Raw genomic sequence first — 15,676 nt, forward strand, 5'->3', positions numbered from 1 at the left:
AAATGAAAGCCAAGTACTTTTAAGCCGGTTAAAAGAGAGGATTATTTGGAATATAATGTAAACAAGGTGATTTCTGGAACTGCCAAAAAACGAAAGGGCAGTCTAGTTGTGCCCAACCCGCGATTGACATAAAGCTTCGTATGATCAACAGTATAAAAGCCCTCCGAAAAGGATTTTGCATAAGGAGGCGTGTAAAGCGGACCTATAAAAGGGATTTTTACTTGTCCTCCATGGCTGTGTCCAGATAATTGGAGATCAACATTGTAATTTTTTGCTTGAAGCACTGTATCAGGTTCATGGACTAAAAGAATAGTAAAATAGTTTTTGTCAATATTGCCCATTGTTTGATGAAAATCAGGTCTTCCAAGCATGACATCATCAAGGCCGGCGACAATCAATTTGCTTCCGTCAATCAGCTGTATCTCTTTTTTTTCATTTTGCAGTAAATGAAACTCTGCATTTTGTAATATATTGCGATAAACATCAGTGCCGTATCCGCCGTGATCATGATTTCCATAAATTGCAAATTTTCCGAAGTCGGCACGGAGGCGTTTTAAAATCGGGGCAATCTGATGCACAGCGGGATAACTGTTCGGCTCATCGATTAAATCACCAGTAAAAACAATTATATCCGGGTTTAGACGATTGATTTGATTGACGATCCGTTCCAGATTTGCAATTGTAAAGTCGTTATTTAGATGTGTGTCGCTGAATTGAACAATTTTCAAACCATCAAAACCTTTTGGTATTTTTGGATGAGAAACATTTATTTTTTTTATTTCTAGTCTTCTCGGTTCAATATATCTTGAGTAGATGTATAAACCGCTGCTCGCGAATAAACTGCACGCAGCCGTCCAGAAAAAATGCTTTAAAAATTGTCTTCTTGTCAACTTATTCATTCTTACCAACCATTTCAGTTTTTATAGCAATCGAAAAAATTATAACATAAAACTTTCAACATCTTGTTTAATGTTTTTTGACAAATCTTCACATGCACGTTTTTTCTGATTAACTATTTTGTTATCATCTATGGACAACATTAAAACAATCATTTGGAAAATATGATGAAAAAGGTTTAACTCTTCTGCTGGAGCGAGAAAGTCTTTAGGAATTGAGAAATGAATGGTGTAATTTTCATAAAACATAAAGGGCAGCTATGTAATGATTTAAATTTCTAGTAAAATTGCTATTAAGGAAGGAGGATTAAAATGGTGTCACTTTAAGGGAAGAACCTATTGTAAGAGGAAATGATGCAAAAAGATTTATTAATAAAGCAAAATTAATAACAGGCATTTGAAAGATAGAGCAAAAAATAAAATAAAAAATTTGCAAAGAGAAGGTATTAGTAATGACAAATATCTTCATAAAACCTATTGAATGAAAAGATATGGAAAAAAATAATAATGAGTCAATGATTATTAATGAAATGATGATACTGATTCATTTAAAACCAATAAAAATCAACAGTCTAGTTTTGAAATTGATAAAAAGAAAAAGTAAATTCGTTTATGTTGAATAACTAATTCAAATAATTTTAGAGGACACCTCAAAATCCCCTATTCGAATCAGCAAGAGAAAAACTCCATCCTTTTGAATATATTTTCTGCTTAGACGATTTTCTCCGTGTAGAAAAAAGTCATTTTGATGAATATTTTTATCTGGACCCGTCATACTTATGGAAGCAATCACTTCATTTGCAAAGTCGTAGATCGGAGCAGCAGTGCTGAAGCCTTGATGAAACTCGTTCAAACAGATTGTAAATTGTTGAGATTAATGCCGTTAATTGTTTTTCGTTCATTCCTGTATATCTCTATCGGTATTTTAGCCAGAACACTCAAATTTCTTTGTTTTCCTTCGGTCCGATGATTTTCGGCTATTTTTCATTTGCAAACGGAATGTTTCTGCTCTCTGTTCTTTTATTGCTCGGTTTTCTGCTTGTATGGTCATTGAAAAAACAAACTACTTTGTTGATTGTGGAAGCGGGCGCAAAACATAAAATCAATTGAGAGGCCAACCGTTGCATCCAGGATGGGCCTCATTCCAATTATGTAAAAATGGGAATGTAGCAAATGCGCAAAAACGGTTCTTCAACATTTTCTAATGTTCCAAATAATGCTATAATCATGTATCATATGAGAGTACAAGAAGCGGGGAGATGCCCATGGACCCACTAGATGTCATAACCAATACCGAAAAAATTGTGCCTTATTATCAGGCGATTTTTAGCGCAGATGAACAAAAGGTGATTGGCTACGAAATTTTAGGCAGAATTCATATGGAAGGGGAATACAAAAGCTTAGGCTTTTTTTTCCATGATGATTCGATCCCTGAAGAATACCGAATGGAAGTAGATGATACAGTCGTCAAAAAAGCATTGGAGGAAATGAAAGAACTGGATGATGATCTTCTCATTTTTATAAACAGGGATCCAAATCTGCTTATGATCGATCACGGCGAAAGCTTTTTAAATTTGCTGCTGGAAGAAAAAGAGAAAGGGCTTGATTTAAACCGGATTGTTCTGGAAATTACGGAACACAATTATTTAGGAGATATCGAACAGCTCCATCATTTGCTCACTTATTACCGGACTTACGGAATCAAAATTGCGATTGACAATATTGGGAAAGAATCGAGCAATTTGGACCGCATTGGGTTATTATCTCCTGATATTTTGAAAATCGATTTGCAGCCATTAAAATTAGCTTCACCCAGCCAATCGTATTTCGATGTTTTATTTTCGATTTCACTACTTGCGCGCAAAATCGGTGCGACGCTTTTATATGAAGACATCGAGGCAAACTTTCAATTGCAATATGCGTGGAAAAATGGCGGAAGATATTATCAAGGATATTATCTTCATTATCCGGAAAGAGAATTTATTGATCGATGTGTTCTAAAAGAAAGACTGCAGCAGGAATTCAACCATTTCATTCAATTTGAAAAGAAAAAGCTTGAAACACTTTATTCATATTCTGACCAGTTTCATCAGCGGGTGTCACAACTAGTGAACAAATATAAAAAAGCTGTCAGCCAATTTGACGAATTAATTACCCATTTAGCAGAAGAGCTTGGCGACATGAGCTTTCGTATTTATATTTGTGATGAAAACGGGTTTCAAAAGTCAGGAAATATTTTCCGAAAAGAAGACCGATGGATTTTTCAAAAAGAATATTATATGAAAAATTGGAGCTGGCGCCCGTACTTTTTAGAAAATATTATTCGCATGCGCGTCAACAAAAAAGGGTTTTTAAGTGATTTGTATAGTGATATCGAAACAGGGGAGACGATCCGCACGTTTTCCTATCCGCTTGATGACGATCATTATTTGTTTATCGATATTCCATATTCTTATTTATATGAACAAGACGGTCTCCTTTGAATAAACCCCCCTTTTTTCTCAAATAATAGAGAAAAAGGGGGGTTTTTATGCAATTTACTAATTTGATCATCGGCGGTGTTTTTTTGTTAGTTTTGCTTGTCGGCCTGTTTTATACGTTACAAGTGGGCAGCCAGATGGAAAAAAGGCAAAGCGAGTATGATACAGAAGTAAGCGAAAAAGTTGAAAAGCGCCCGTATATTCGAAATCCGATTTTTATTGCTTATATCGTGCTGATTGCATTCGCGCTTTTTTATATTTTTTATATTAGCTTTTCAACTACTTGGTAGGGGGCTGTTCGATAAGTCCCTAAAATGAAGCAAGTGGAGAAAAACAATGCGTTTCTCTCCACTTGCTTTTATATTTTTTCGATTTTATCTGAAAGTAGCTGTCGGATTTTCAGTATGTTGTGGGCTAAAGCGCAATCCCAAACTCGACATGTACTTTGTCGAGCCCCCCAAAAAATATCTGTGGAAAGATCAATTGCCCTTGATGTGACCGAACGCACTTTCTGCTACGACTTTGCTCCGAGCGTAGATCGCTTTCTCTTCACATTCAAGGACTGCTTTGGCCTTTGCTTTCATTTCTTCGAAAATCATATTCCATTGAGCTTGTCGGTTGCCTTTTACTTTTGTGCACTTTGCTTTTAATGGGCAATCGGTACAATCTTCACATTCGTATTTTTTGAAGCTTTGTTCATAACCAGACGGATTCTTTTGTTTTGATATTTTTTAAATGTCACTTTTCTTCCATTTGGGTAGATAAAACAATCATCCTCTTCACAATAGGCCTCGTTTTTGGCATTTTTAATGTCTTTTTTGTATGTACGTGTTTGTTCTTTCATAAGGAATCAGAAATTCAAACCGGGGCTCTTTCTCATCACCAACTGCATATACATAGTTTTCTTCACTACCATATCCTGCATCCGCAATAACTGTTTGGGGCATCGGTAATGAAGTGGACGCTAGCTTCTCCAAATGTGAGATAAAGCAACGCGTATCGGTTGGTAGTTGATGATGAATGGGATAAAACAAGATAAACTGATTCTCTGTCCCGATTTGCACATTACTGCATGTATTTTGAATTCTTTATCAAAACGTCTAGCCATTATAGACACTCCCTATGATTGATAGATTTACTGTACATTTCTCTATTCGTTGTGTCTATAATCTGGACTAACATCAATTGGAATACTGGACGGGTAGAAATTTTATCATCACTACCAATTTCCATTTTTGGATCGTAAGGGACTCCATACTCGGAAAGTACACGATCCATAAGAACCTTTTGCTCATGAAGGGGGTTCTCTCCTGTTTCGTTCTCTTTCTTTGATATGTTTATATTGACATTTTTTTCTACTCGTTATTAAAATAGAATTGGAAAATATGTAAATTTAAACATAATATATAAATAAATGACAATATTGTAATTTAATATAAATATCTTTATTTGTGAAAGATCAATCTCAAAAATAAAATAAATCACTAGCGTTACATAAATTTAATTCGAAAATTCCGAATTGAAAAAAATCATAAAAAATCCTTTATAATGGATGGTACAGGTGGCCCCTGTCCAAATCCAATATAAAGGATGAAGCCTATGGACATGGATACAATATTTTCTTCATTTGGTAAATGGGTCACTCCTCTCAATTCTGTCAAATTTACACAAATAATTGAAGAGACGAAAAAAATAACCATAAAATCGCATTTACTTTTGTTTTTACATGCTCAACTTTAACAACGAGAAGGACTGTGCGCCATCACCGATGATGCGTTACTGGATGATTTTCAGCGAGAATTAGGATTGACTTCTATTAATGCTTCACAACTTTCCCGAAAACATCGCCAAATAAAACCCGAATGACTGCAGAAATCTTTCTGGATTTAGTGAATCAAATCCGTCAGATGTCCACGAACTCCTCCAGTCAGGTGAATGGCTTGAAAATTGTGGATTCCACGACCATTTCACTGAATCTGAAAGAATATCAGATGTTAGGAAAATTTAGAGAAAACGTGAGAATTTAAAGAAAATTAAAATTTAAAATGGAAGGTTTGATTGTTATAGAAAAATTTTCTTTGTGGTGGAAAAATTACCATGGATATATGATCGTCCCTTTTTTTGGAATGGGATTAATAGTTTTATTTAGACATGAAGAATTACCAAGTTTTATTAATATATCTTTCATATTATTCGCTGGTTATATTATTTTTTATATCGTCAGCTTTATAAAGAATGAATTGTTGAAAGATAAGTAGAATACTAAACAACTTGAAAGGAGGGTATATATGGCTAAAAAAAAATGTTTTTTAATTTTTTTATTAGCCTTTCTCTTGACCGGTTGTGTTTTAAATTCAAATAGCTCCAAAGAAGAAGTACATAATAATTCCACTGAAGTTTTGAGTTTACCCAATTCTACTGGTAATCCCTCTCAACATAATGAAAAAAGTTGTAATTGGGGATATGAATTAATCATGAATGGCCATTCTCCAGCAGAAAAGGATCAAAAAAAAGTATCAATAGCTATCCTCGATAGCGGCATTAATCAAACTCACATAGAATTACAAGGAAAAATTATAGATTCTTTCAACACGGTTGAAAGTGAAAATCATGAAGATTTTTTGAATCACGGAACAGCAGTAGCAGCCATTATTGCAGGTGAAAATAAAGAGAAAGGTATTTGTGGCATTTTTCCTACAGCTTTAATATATGATGTGAGAATTCTGGATAAAAACGGAAATGGGAATGTTGATAATCTTGTTGAAGGATTGGAATGGGCTATAGAACAAGATGTTGATATTATTAACATTAGTGTGGGAACGTCTGAGTCTAATCCGAAATTAGAAAAGGCTGTAAATGAAGCAAATAAAAAGGGAATTATTATTATTGCATCTAGCGGAAATAAATACGGTCTGAGTGCTGACTACCCTGCAAAATATGATTCCGTCATTTCTGTTGGTTCCATTGGTGAGGACTTAAAAAAATCTGTATTTGGGGTTTCTGGAAAAGTTGACTTTGTTGCACCTGGTGAGGATATTAAATCAATAGATAATAATGGAGAATACGTGTTATATAGCGGAACTTCATTTTCAACAGCATTTGTTACAGGGGTTGTAGCTAATCTACTTTCCCAAAATTCTTATCCTGATAATAAAACAAAGTTCACTCAAGTATATTCAGATTTGAAATCTATGTCTGTATTGCCTTCGCAAACTGAAAACGTTAGTAAATTTTATGGAAATGGAATTGTGAAATTTAAAAAATAAGTAAAGGGGTTAGGATTAATGATAAAGACTAGATATTTCTCCAAACTTTTAATATTATTTATGATATTAAACTTGGTATTATCTTTTGCTATATCACCTGTGTCTGCAGAAGAGCCTAGACAAGTTACTGATAATTTAGAAAATATTGTGAAAAATATACCTGAAGACATTGAAGTTAACGGAGAATTATTTGAGAACGCAAAGATAAAAGTTATTCATGAAGAAGATACAACTACCTTTGAAACAATCGTTGAAGTGACGGAAGAAGTATCAACAGAGGTTAAATTGGAAGTTCAACAAGGTACTGATAACATTTTACTTCACGAAAAAACCGTTGAGGGAAATACAATCATTGAAGATACTACATACTCCGCAGAAATTTTAGTCGAAGATAATAATCTGCTGAAAGTTGAATTTACAGATTTAACAACAGGAGAGACTTATACCCTTGATAATTTTGGAGAAGTCAGTGCTTCATTTGCACCGGCCATTCCAATAGGTATCGGTATTGGCAGTTGGCTATTATCCCACTTGATTTCTATTGGTGCTGCTATAACAATATTAGGGACAACATTTATTTTATTTACTAAGGCAAAGAAGTCTAGAAAATTCGAGCACTTTAAAGCCACTATCTATAACGGTAAGTTATATATAGGTAATGGGGTAGGATATGCTTCTGCCGTTAATTGGTCTAAAAAAGGCAAAGGTCATGATACTTGGTCTACATCTAAATCGGCTGCTAAAAAAGTTGCCAGAGGTGTGAGAAATGGTTTAAAACCTGTGGGGCCTGAAATAGATAGTAACCGAAAAGGAAAGTTTTATCATTATCACCCTTATGGTAGATCTCCAAGTGTGCATGCATTCTATGGGAATCCTCAATAAGTTAATCAAGGAGGGATTAATATTTGACTCAGAATAGCCAATACCAGACTTTGTACAGAGTGGGTTACCAACAAAGTATTCTTTAGAAGAAATAAAAGAAACTTTTCTATCTGCTTATAAAGAAAAGGAAATTCCACTTCCTGAGTTCTTCAAACTAGACCCGAATATCTAAGATAGGAAGAAGATTTAGAAGGTATTTGTAATTGAAGATGAGAAAATACTAAACTCTATCTACACTAGTGCGGAAAAAAATGAACATCTAGCTTAAATTAAATACAATAAAGAAAAGTCAGATGATCATATAGAATTATATCCGGAAAGTGACCATCAAATCATTAAGATGTGGAATGATATTGAAGAAGGAGAAAGAATCAACATCATAATTTACAAGAAAAAATTTTAAAAAGTCCATGAGTGGATGTACGCTTCAAAGAGAATGTCAGCGTTTGATTTTTGATTAAGGAACTTGTTATCCTTTTAGGTGTAGAAAGTTCAGCCCCAAACAGTCCAGAATTTCAAAAGTATTTAGAATTACTTCAAGAACTGAATAAAATTTAGATTGTACTGCTCCTAAGCTTGGTAACGGCCAAAGCTCAGGAGCAGTTTTTATAATAAGAACATTTCTCTTTCAAATTTGTATCCCAACTAGACACATATTAGGTCCCCTCTCAGGGTTTTGATTATACAAAGAATACTTGGGAGATCGATCCCTTGTCGTTAGCAACGGATAAGACATCCAAGTTTTTTGATGGAAGATCTACACACTAGGAATAAGTAAACTAAAATTCATTTTACCCATAATAACAAAATGCAACTGTTCGTAAATTCATCGGTCTAATCAACTTAGAACTCCGGAATCTTCTTGATCGTCAGCAATTCACCATGATGTAGAGCGAGTTGTTTAGGATTCGATAATTGATTCAATAAGAGTTTTCTCCGTTCTACAATTTTTAAAGGGTGTCGGTGTGTATTTAAAATGTGAGCAATTTGAATGGTACATGTCTTATAGTAACTGCATACGTCGATAATATATTTATGAAGCAGTGGCAATCCAAAATCATCATATGCTTCTAAAGTTTCAGGATCACACAAACCATAAACAATTTCAATTTGCACGGGATAATCGAATCCATCTACTTTTTCATCACTTTCTGTTAAGTCAAGAGTTTGATCAAGAGCTATTTTACTCTCATTTAAATTAATAAAACCACTTTTAGAGTATATACCTGATGGTAGTTTAATATCTGAGGCAAGGTAATAATAATATGTCATAGAAAACCCCTCTCATTTAATGACTTCATCTGTATTTGCGCTAGATAAATTAATTCGGGTCGCAAAACGTCCACAACCTTAAACAGTAGAAGGTATTTTAGGAGCTGGCAAGCCTTTTTTATGCCATTAAGCTCTGCACTTTTCGTTGCAGAACTCTGTATTTTTATTTTGCACTAAACAACATAAGGTGCTTCTGGTAAAGAAAGTTGGTCAATGTACTGAAATAAAGCCTGTAAAAGAGGATCGATTTCTCTAGACAGTGCATGTTTGATGACAATATTGGAAATCATGATAGTGTCCACCCCTTGGAAATGTGTTTTCTAGTCACTGTATATGATTTCCAAGATGGTGGATTTTTTGCGTCATTTATGCATGGATTATGCGTTTTGCAACACCTTCAATAATTGAGTCCCTCTTGCTTTCCTTTTAATTTCTTGAGATATTCATTAAATTCTTACGAGATATTCTAGTTACCAGAAGTAAAATTACACATAAGAATAAACTAGTAAAAGTAACGACATTGTTTATAATTTCATTGTCTCCAAACGTATTGAAAATACCACTAATTGCTATTAATAAAATAGGGCAACAATAATTGAATATTTAGTCATAATAACCCTCTCATTATCTATTATAACACAAAATATAAATATTTACAAATTAGGTTAATTATGTTATTTTGATTAGATAAAAAAGGGGGGTTATTCAAATGAAGTTTTATACCAAGTTAGTAGTTTCACTTCTATGTTTAACATTATTTACATCTATGAGCCGATCAAGCTTTGCAGAAGCCAAAGCTAATGACACGAAGAGTGAATTGGGATTAACTTCTGAATTAGATCAAGAGTTTATTAACGATTCAGATGTTGAGGAAGGTCTTGAAGACGCTTTAAAAGTTCTTTCTGCTATTGAAAGTCTGCCTTATAATGTTATATCAGAAGGACCAGAGGCCATTGTTGAATGACTAAACAATTTGGCGAATCGCACTTTCGAGTTGATTGAGCCAGTCTACATTCGGTATACTTTTAGACATAGGTAGGGTTCTCCTTTCTCTGGAATGTGTTGTTGGTCAAATCAGAGAATACCCTACCTTTTTTCTTTAGGTCTAGCAAAATATTTTACACAAACTTTTATACATCATCTTGTGCAAACAGCATATTACTACGATTTATGCAATTTCCCAAAAAATTAAGGATAAGTATAAAAAATATTCAAAGTACACTAAAAATGAAATAATGCAAAGGAGAACAAAAGTTTCCATTCTATCACGTTTTAAACATCTGACATCCTTTGACCGCGGAAAGATCGCTGCGCTGCGTGCAGAGGGAAAGTCCATGCAAGCCATTGTTGATGCAGTAGGCTGCCATAAAAGCACGATCTCCCGGGAATTGAAGCGAGGCACGGTTACCCAAATGAAAACAGATGGTAAAAAGTTTGAAGCTTATTTTCCAGATACAGGCCAGTAATCTACGAGAAAAATAGGAAATCCTGTGGTGCCAAGTATAAATTAGATAACACTATGGAATTCATCCAGTTTGTCGAGGCAAAGATCCTTCAAGAAGGATGGTCACCCGATGGCGTCTCTGGTTATGCCAAACACCATGGACTATTTGAAGGAAACAGCGTTTGCACCAAAACCCTTGACAACTATATTGATATGAACCTTCTGGGCGTTAAAAATATTGACTTGCCCATGAAAGTCCGGCTAAACACCAAGAAGCAGCGTTCCCGTCAAAACCAAAAGGTTCTAGGCAAGAGTATTGAAGAACGTCCCCGGCTGAAGTGGCTGATCGCCAGGAATTCGGTCACTGGGAGATCGATACGGTCATTGGCAAAAAATCAAATGATCAAGCCCTATTGACTCTTACGGAGCGCAAAACACGCCTGAGATCATCATAAGAATCAATGCCAAAGATGCTCCATCCATCCGTGGGGCCGTTTACGATTTGAAGAAGAAGTATGGTGAGCAGTTCACAAAGATATTCAAAACCATTACGGCTGACAATGGCTCTGAATTCGCCGACCTTAGTAAAATCGTTGAAAAAGATGAGACTAAAAATCTATTTCACCCACCCCATACCTCCTGTGAAAGGGGTACGAATGAGCGCCACAATGCACTAATACGCCGTTTCATTCCAAATGGGAAAGCCATTTCCGCTGTTTCCGATCAAACCATTTCCTATGCAGAAACATGGTGTAATCAACTTCCACGGCGGATTCTAGGATATAAAACACCTCAAGAATGCTTGGAGGAGGAGTTGGCTCTGTTGGCCTCTTGATATTTAAACAGGGGGATCCGATAGGAAAGTGGTTAGCAACTTGACATGGAGCCTCTGCGGGCATGATTCCTTAGCCGAGAAGCCAGATGTCACAACATCGGCATCGCCTAACAAGGCTATCATGCCCGCCACTCCAAGTGATGTTGCCCGAAGTTCCCCATTTTATTTAATCATAGGTTTTCTGGCTTTTTATTAAGTGTTGCATTTAATATTGCAATTTACGGAAATTTTGTTTTGAAAAATTTTTTTATAAAAAGTGTTGACATCGATATTGATAATCATTATCATTATAAATGTAAGACGAAGTAGTTCACAGACGTCTTGAAGTGAAACATCGCGGCTAAACCCCCGCTCCCCCTTTGTTACACATTCGGACGAGAAACCCGGCTTTGGAGGCCGGGTTTCTTCTTTCTCTTAAAAAAATGATAATTGACAAGGAGAAAGGGTGGTATTATATTATATTTGTGTAAGAAAATGATAATCATTATCAATATGGAATAAATTGGAGGTTTTCCATGATCCGCCTATACACAGATCGTTTACAAATTTCCTATGGCAATCGACTGATTGTGAAAGATATGAAAATTGAAATTCCAGATAAAAAAATTACAACGATAATCGGTTCCAACGGCTGTGGAAAATCCACTTTGTTGAAAGCGATAACTCGGATTATTCCGCACCAATCCGGTCGAATTATTCTTGATGGCGAGAGTATTTTAAAGCAGGATACGAAAGAACTGGCGAAAAAAATGGCCATACTTCCTCAATCACCAGAAAGTCCAGCCGGCCTTACCGTTGGAGAGCTTGTATCTTACGGCCGCTACCCATATCAAAAAGGCTTCGGCAGATTAACAAAAAAAGATCTTGAGGTCATAAACTGGGCTTTAGAAGTTACGAAAACGGCCGATTTTAAACACCAGCCAGTCAATGCGCTGTCAGGCGGTCAAAGACAGCGTGTCTGGATAGCGATGGCGCTTGCTCAAGAAACGGACATCATCTTTTTGGATGAACCGACCACTTATTTAGATATGGCGCATCAGCTTGAAGTACTAGAGCTTCTACAGCAGTTAAACAAAGAGCAGGGGCGGACAATCGTCATGGTGCTTCATGATATCAATCAAGCAGCTCGTTTTGCCGATTATATTATAGCGTTGAAAGACGGACAAATTATCAAAGCCGGGACGAGTGACGAAGTAATCGACTGCAACGTGCTGAAAGAAGTATTTCAAATTGATGCTGTAATAGGACGGGATCCCCGAACAGATAAACCAATATGCATCACGTACAATCTAATAAAAGGAGAAGAAAAACATGAAAAAACGTCTTATTCCAATTCTGTTCTTGTTGGTTCTCATAGTTAGCGCTTGTGGTAATAAAAAGGAAGACAGCGCTGAAAAGAAAGAAGAAAAACCTGAAACGATTACATATCAATCGGAAAACGGTCCTGTTGAAGTCCCGGCTAATCCTAAAAGAGTCGTTGTTCTCTCGTCATTTGCCGGAGATGTGATGTCTTTAGGAGTAAATCTCGTTGGTGTTGATTCTTGGTCAAAAATGAATCCGCGCTGGAAAGACAAATTGAAAGATGTTGCAGAAGTATCTGATGAAGATTTAGAAAAAATCATTGAACTAAATCCGGATTTAATCATCGGATTATCGACGATTAAAAATGTAGATAAACTGAAAAAGATAGCGCCTACTGTTACGTTTACTTATGGAAAAGTCGATTATTTAACACAGCATATAGAAATCGGCAAGCTTTTAAATAAGGAAAAAGAAGCAAGAGAGTGGGTCGAGGATTTCAAAAAAAGAGCTGAAGAAACAGGAGAAGAAATTCGCGCGAAAATTGGGGAAGATGCAACTGTTTCAGTCATTGAAAGTTTTGATAAGCAATTATATGTGTTTGGGAACAACTGGGGAAGAGGAACAGAAATTTTATACCAAGCCATGAAGCTAAAAATGCCTAAAAAAGTGGAAGAGAAAGCTTTAAAACAAGGTTATTATGCTTTATCGACTGAAGTGCTTCCGGATTTTGCAGGGGATTATTTGATCGTCAGTAAGTATTCGGATGCTGATAACTCTTTCCAAGAAACAGATACTTATAAAAACATACCGGCTGTCAAAAACAATCGCGTGTTTGAAGTAAATGCTAATGAATTTTATTTCAATGATCGACTGACATTGGAATATCAGCTTGAATTCTTTCGAGAAAAATTTCTTGGAAAAAAATAAGTAATTAGAAGAAGAGAAATTCAGCAGGCATGAATTTCTCTTCTTTCCATCTATAAAATAGAAAAATAGAAGAGATGAGATGTATGCTAAAAAACGATTCCGCTTCATTTTTCTTTAAATTCATATTCGCAGTCATTTTGCTGATTGGTTCGTTTTTTCTAGCGATGGTGTTTGGAGCGGCAGACACTAGTGTAAAAGATGTTTGGCTGGCGCTAACGACAGATGCGGCTGGTAAGACGATTGATATGATTCGGGAAATTCGTCTTCCGCGCGAAGTCGGTGCTATTTTTGTCGGCGCTTCTTTATCAGTAGCCGGAGCAATCATGCAAGGATTGACTCGCAATCCATTAGCAGATCCAGGATTATTAGGGCTGACAGCCGGAGCAAATGCTGCACTCGCTTTGACAATTGCCCTTTTTCCAAACGCAAATTACTTTAGTATGACCATTGCGTGCTTTATTGGAGCAGCAGCTGGCGCCTTTTTAGTTTTTGGAATCGGTGCGGTAAAAAAAGGAAGGATTTCTCCTTTTCAAATCGTTTTAGCGGGGGCTGCTGTGTCTGCTTTTCTTTTTGCCGTCGCGGAAGGAATCAGCTTATATTTTAATATTTACAAAAATGTTTCGATGTGGACAGCTGGAGGACTTATCGGTGCAACATGGAAACAGCTCAAGATCCTCATACCGATTGCTCTCGTTGGGATCACCATTTCTCTTTTTTTCTCAAGGCAGCTGACCATTGTAAGTTTAAATGAAGAAGTGGCAGTCGGGTTAGGACAAAAAACGGCACAAATAAAAATGGTGCTGTTTATCATCATTATATTGCTTACTGGTGCATCTGTAGCCCTTGTTGGGAATATGGCATTTATCGGTTTAATGGTTCCGCATATCGTCCGTTCGGTCGTAGGGGCCGATTATCGTTATATTCTCCCAATGTCTGCGATATTCGGCGCCTGCTTTTTATTAATCGCTGATACGCTTGCCAGAACGATTAATGCTCCTTACGAAACACCAGTGGCGGCCATTGTTTCCTTTTTAGGTTTGCCTTTCTTCCTGTTCATTGTGCAAAAAAGGGGGAAAGCTATCACATGATCATACATCCGGCAATTGTAAAAAAGCAGCGGCTGATCATACTTGTTCTGATTCTTTTAATTGCTGCAACGGCCATCATCGGAATGGGATTAGGCACCTCCTCCGTCTCGATGAATCGTCTGCTTCCAACTATTCTCGGCCACGGGACGTTTAAAGAGGAGTTCGTTTTATTTTCCGTCCGCTTGCCGCGGATCATTGTGACCTTATTGGCAGGAATGGCTTTGGCGGTTTCCGGGGCGATCTTTCAAGATATTACTAGAAACGATTTGGCTGAGCCGGGGATCATTGGGATTAATGCCGGAGCAGGAGTAGCTATTGCAGTGTTCTTTTTATTTTTTCCAATTGATGTCGGCTCATTTGTGTATTTACTGCCAGTCGCAGCTTTTATCGGCGCTCTTTTAACGGCAGGGGCTATTTACGTTTTTTCTTATGATCGAAATGCCGGTTTAAACCCCGTTCGATTAGTCCTTATCGGTGTCGGCTTCGCCATGGCTTTATCAGGAACCATGATCGTCATTATTTCTTCTGCAGAACGGCAAAAAGTTGATTTTATCGCCAAATGGCTGGCAGGGAACGTTTGGGGGGCAGATTGGCCGTTTATTTTGGCAATTTTACCTTGGATTGTCATTTTGATTTCGTTTATTGCTTTCAGAGCTCAACAATTAAATTTATTAAGTTTAAACGATCCTTCTGCTGTCGGGGTTGGCTTGAAGATTGAGAGGGAGCGAATTACGCTTCTATTGGCTGCTGTCGGGCTTGCCGCAGCTGCGGTTTCTGTAACGGGAGGTGTAGCGTTTATCGGTCTTTTGGCACCCCATTTAGCACGGTCACTGATTGGTCCCCGCAATCAACTTTATCTTCCGATTGCGATTTTGTTGGGAGGGTGGCTTCTACTACTGGCCGATACAATCGGGCGAAACATCGCACTTCCCGACGGCATCCCAGCGGGCATTATGACAGCTTTAATCGGGGCGCCCTACTTTATCTATATTTTATTGAAAAAATCATCATAATCGAGGCACATTTCGTTTAGAAAAGAATGAGGAAAGGAATAAAATAGCTGATAGTAATTTAGAAATCTTCCATTACTCCTATGTGTCGGCTGGCTGTTCATCCTTTTTTAGCTAGACGGCATCTAATTTGCTTACATGATACTCGTAATACATCTGGCTGGAAGTAAGACAAATTGATGCCTTATTTAATAAAAATTGGGCGGCAGGAGGGCTGAAATCTCCCTCCGCCGTTCCTGCCTTTGTCAGTGTGAAAAAGTTTGCCTCATAGACT

The 15,676-nt window shown here is 36.8% G+C and carries 12 protein-coding genes and 1 pseudogene; 10 read left to right on the plus strand and 3 right to left on the minus strand.

What is annotated here, in order from left to right; translation table 11 throughout:
- Positions 1-41: 41 nt before the first annotated feature.
- Entirely contained in the window at positions 42-899 is an 858-nt protein-coding gene (locus tag NSU02_RS07550; RefSeq protein WP_144598129.1) for a metallophosphoesterase, read from the minus strand.
- Between the two features lie 1,256 nt (positions 900-2,155).
- Here NSU02_RS07550 and NSU02_RS07555 point away from each other — a divergent pair.
- Both NSU02_RS07555 and NSU02_RS07560 read left to right on the plus strand, forming a co-directional pair.
- Positions 2,156-3,379, plus strand: coding sequence for an EAL-associated domain-containing protein (locus NSU02_RS07555; protein ID WP_066247984.1), 1,224 nt, complete (start codon positions 2,156-2,158; stop codon positions 3,377-3,379).
- A 47-nt stretch (positions 3,380-3,426) separates the two neighbouring features.
- The gene (locus tag NSU02_RS07560) at positions 3,427-3,666 is read left to right on the plus strand and encodes a hypothetical protein (RefSeq protein ID WP_117016837.1); all 240 of its coding nucleotides are present in this window, start codon (positions 3,427-3,429) and stop codon (positions 3,664-3,666) included.
- Positions 3,667-4,182: 516 nt separating this feature from the next.
- On the opposite strand, the gene NSU02_RS07565 is transcribed toward NSU02_RS07560, so the two are convergent.
- Entirely contained in the window at positions 4,183-4,440 is a 258-nt protein-coding gene (locus NSU02_RS07565; protein WP_339195065.1) for a hypothetical protein, read from the minus strand.
- Between the two features lie 1,224 nt (positions 4,441-5,664).
- Here NSU02_RS07565 and NSU02_RS07570 point away from each other — a divergent pair.
- Both NSU02_RS07570 and NSU02_RS07575 read left to right on the plus strand, forming a co-directional pair.
- Positions 5,665-6,642, plus strand: a complete 978-nt coding sequence (locus NSU02_RS07570; RefSeq protein WP_339195068.1) for a S8 family serine peptidase — start codon at positions 5,665-5,667, stop codon at positions 6,640-6,642.
- 18 nt (positions 6,643-6,660) lie between these two features.
- On the plus strand, positions 6,661-7,524 hold the full coding sequence (locus NSU02_RS07575) for an SAR2788 family putative toxin (RefSeq protein WP_311067159.1): 864 nt from the start codon (positions 6,661-6,663) through the stop codon (positions 7,522-7,524).
- An 843-nt stretch (positions 7,525-8,367) separates the two neighbouring features.
- Here the strand turns inward: NSU02_RS07575 and NSU02_RS07580 are convergent.
- Positions 8,368-8,796, minus strand: a complete 429-nt coding sequence (locus NSU02_RS07580) for a hypothetical protein (RefSeq protein ID WP_311067160.1) — start codon at positions 8,794-8,796, stop codon at positions 8,368-8,370.
- Between the two features lie 709 nt (positions 8,797-9,505).
- Between NSU02_RS07580 and NSU02_RS07585 the strand changes: the two genes are divergently transcribed.
- From NSU02_RS07585 to NSU02_RS07610, 6 genes and pseudogenes are all read left to right on the plus strand, one after another.
- On the plus strand, positions 9,506-9,760 hold the full coding sequence (locus tag NSU02_RS07585; protein WP_339195072.1) for a hypothetical protein: 255 nt from the start codon (positions 9,506-9,508) through the stop codon (positions 9,758-9,760).
- Between the two features lie 271 nt (positions 9,761-10,031).
- Positions 10,032-11,075: pseudogene (locus NSU02_RS07590) on the plus strand (IS30 family transposase).
- A 515-nt stretch (positions 11,076-11,590) separates the two neighbouring features.
- On the plus strand, positions 11,591-12,436 hold the full coding sequence (locus tag NSU02_RS07595) for an ABC transporter ATP-binding protein (protein WP_066247988.1): 846 nt from the start codon (positions 11,591-11,593) through the stop codon (positions 12,434-12,436).
- Positions 12,387-13,304: an iron-hydroxamate ABC transporter substrate-binding protein gene (locus tag NSU02_RS07600; RefSeq protein ID WP_066247990.1), complete on the plus strand. Its 918-nt coding sequence runs from the start codon at positions 12,387-12,389 to the stop codon at positions 13,302-13,304. The genes NSU02_RS07595 and NSU02_RS07600 overlap by 50 nt, the downstream gene beginning before the upstream one ends.
- Positions 13,305-13,387: 83 nt before the next feature.
- Positions 13,388-14,392: an iron ABC transporter permease gene (locus NSU02_RS07605; protein ID WP_339195075.1), complete on the plus strand. Its 1,005-nt coding sequence runs from the start codon at positions 13,388-13,390 to the stop codon at positions 14,390-14,392.
- Positions 14,392-15,405: an iron ABC transporter permease gene (locus NSU02_RS07610; protein WP_063389452.1), complete on the plus strand. Its 1,014-nt coding sequence runs from the start codon at positions 14,392-14,394 to the stop codon at positions 15,403-15,405. The genes NSU02_RS07605 and NSU02_RS07610 overlap by 1 nt, the downstream gene beginning before the upstream one ends.
- Positions 15,406-15,676: the final 271 nt, after the last annotated feature.

The organism is Aeribacillus sp. FSL W8-0870 (assembly GCF_037963755.1).
Lineage (GTDB): Bacteria > Bacillota > Bacilli > Bacillales > Aeribacillaceae > Aeribacillus > Aeribacillus composti.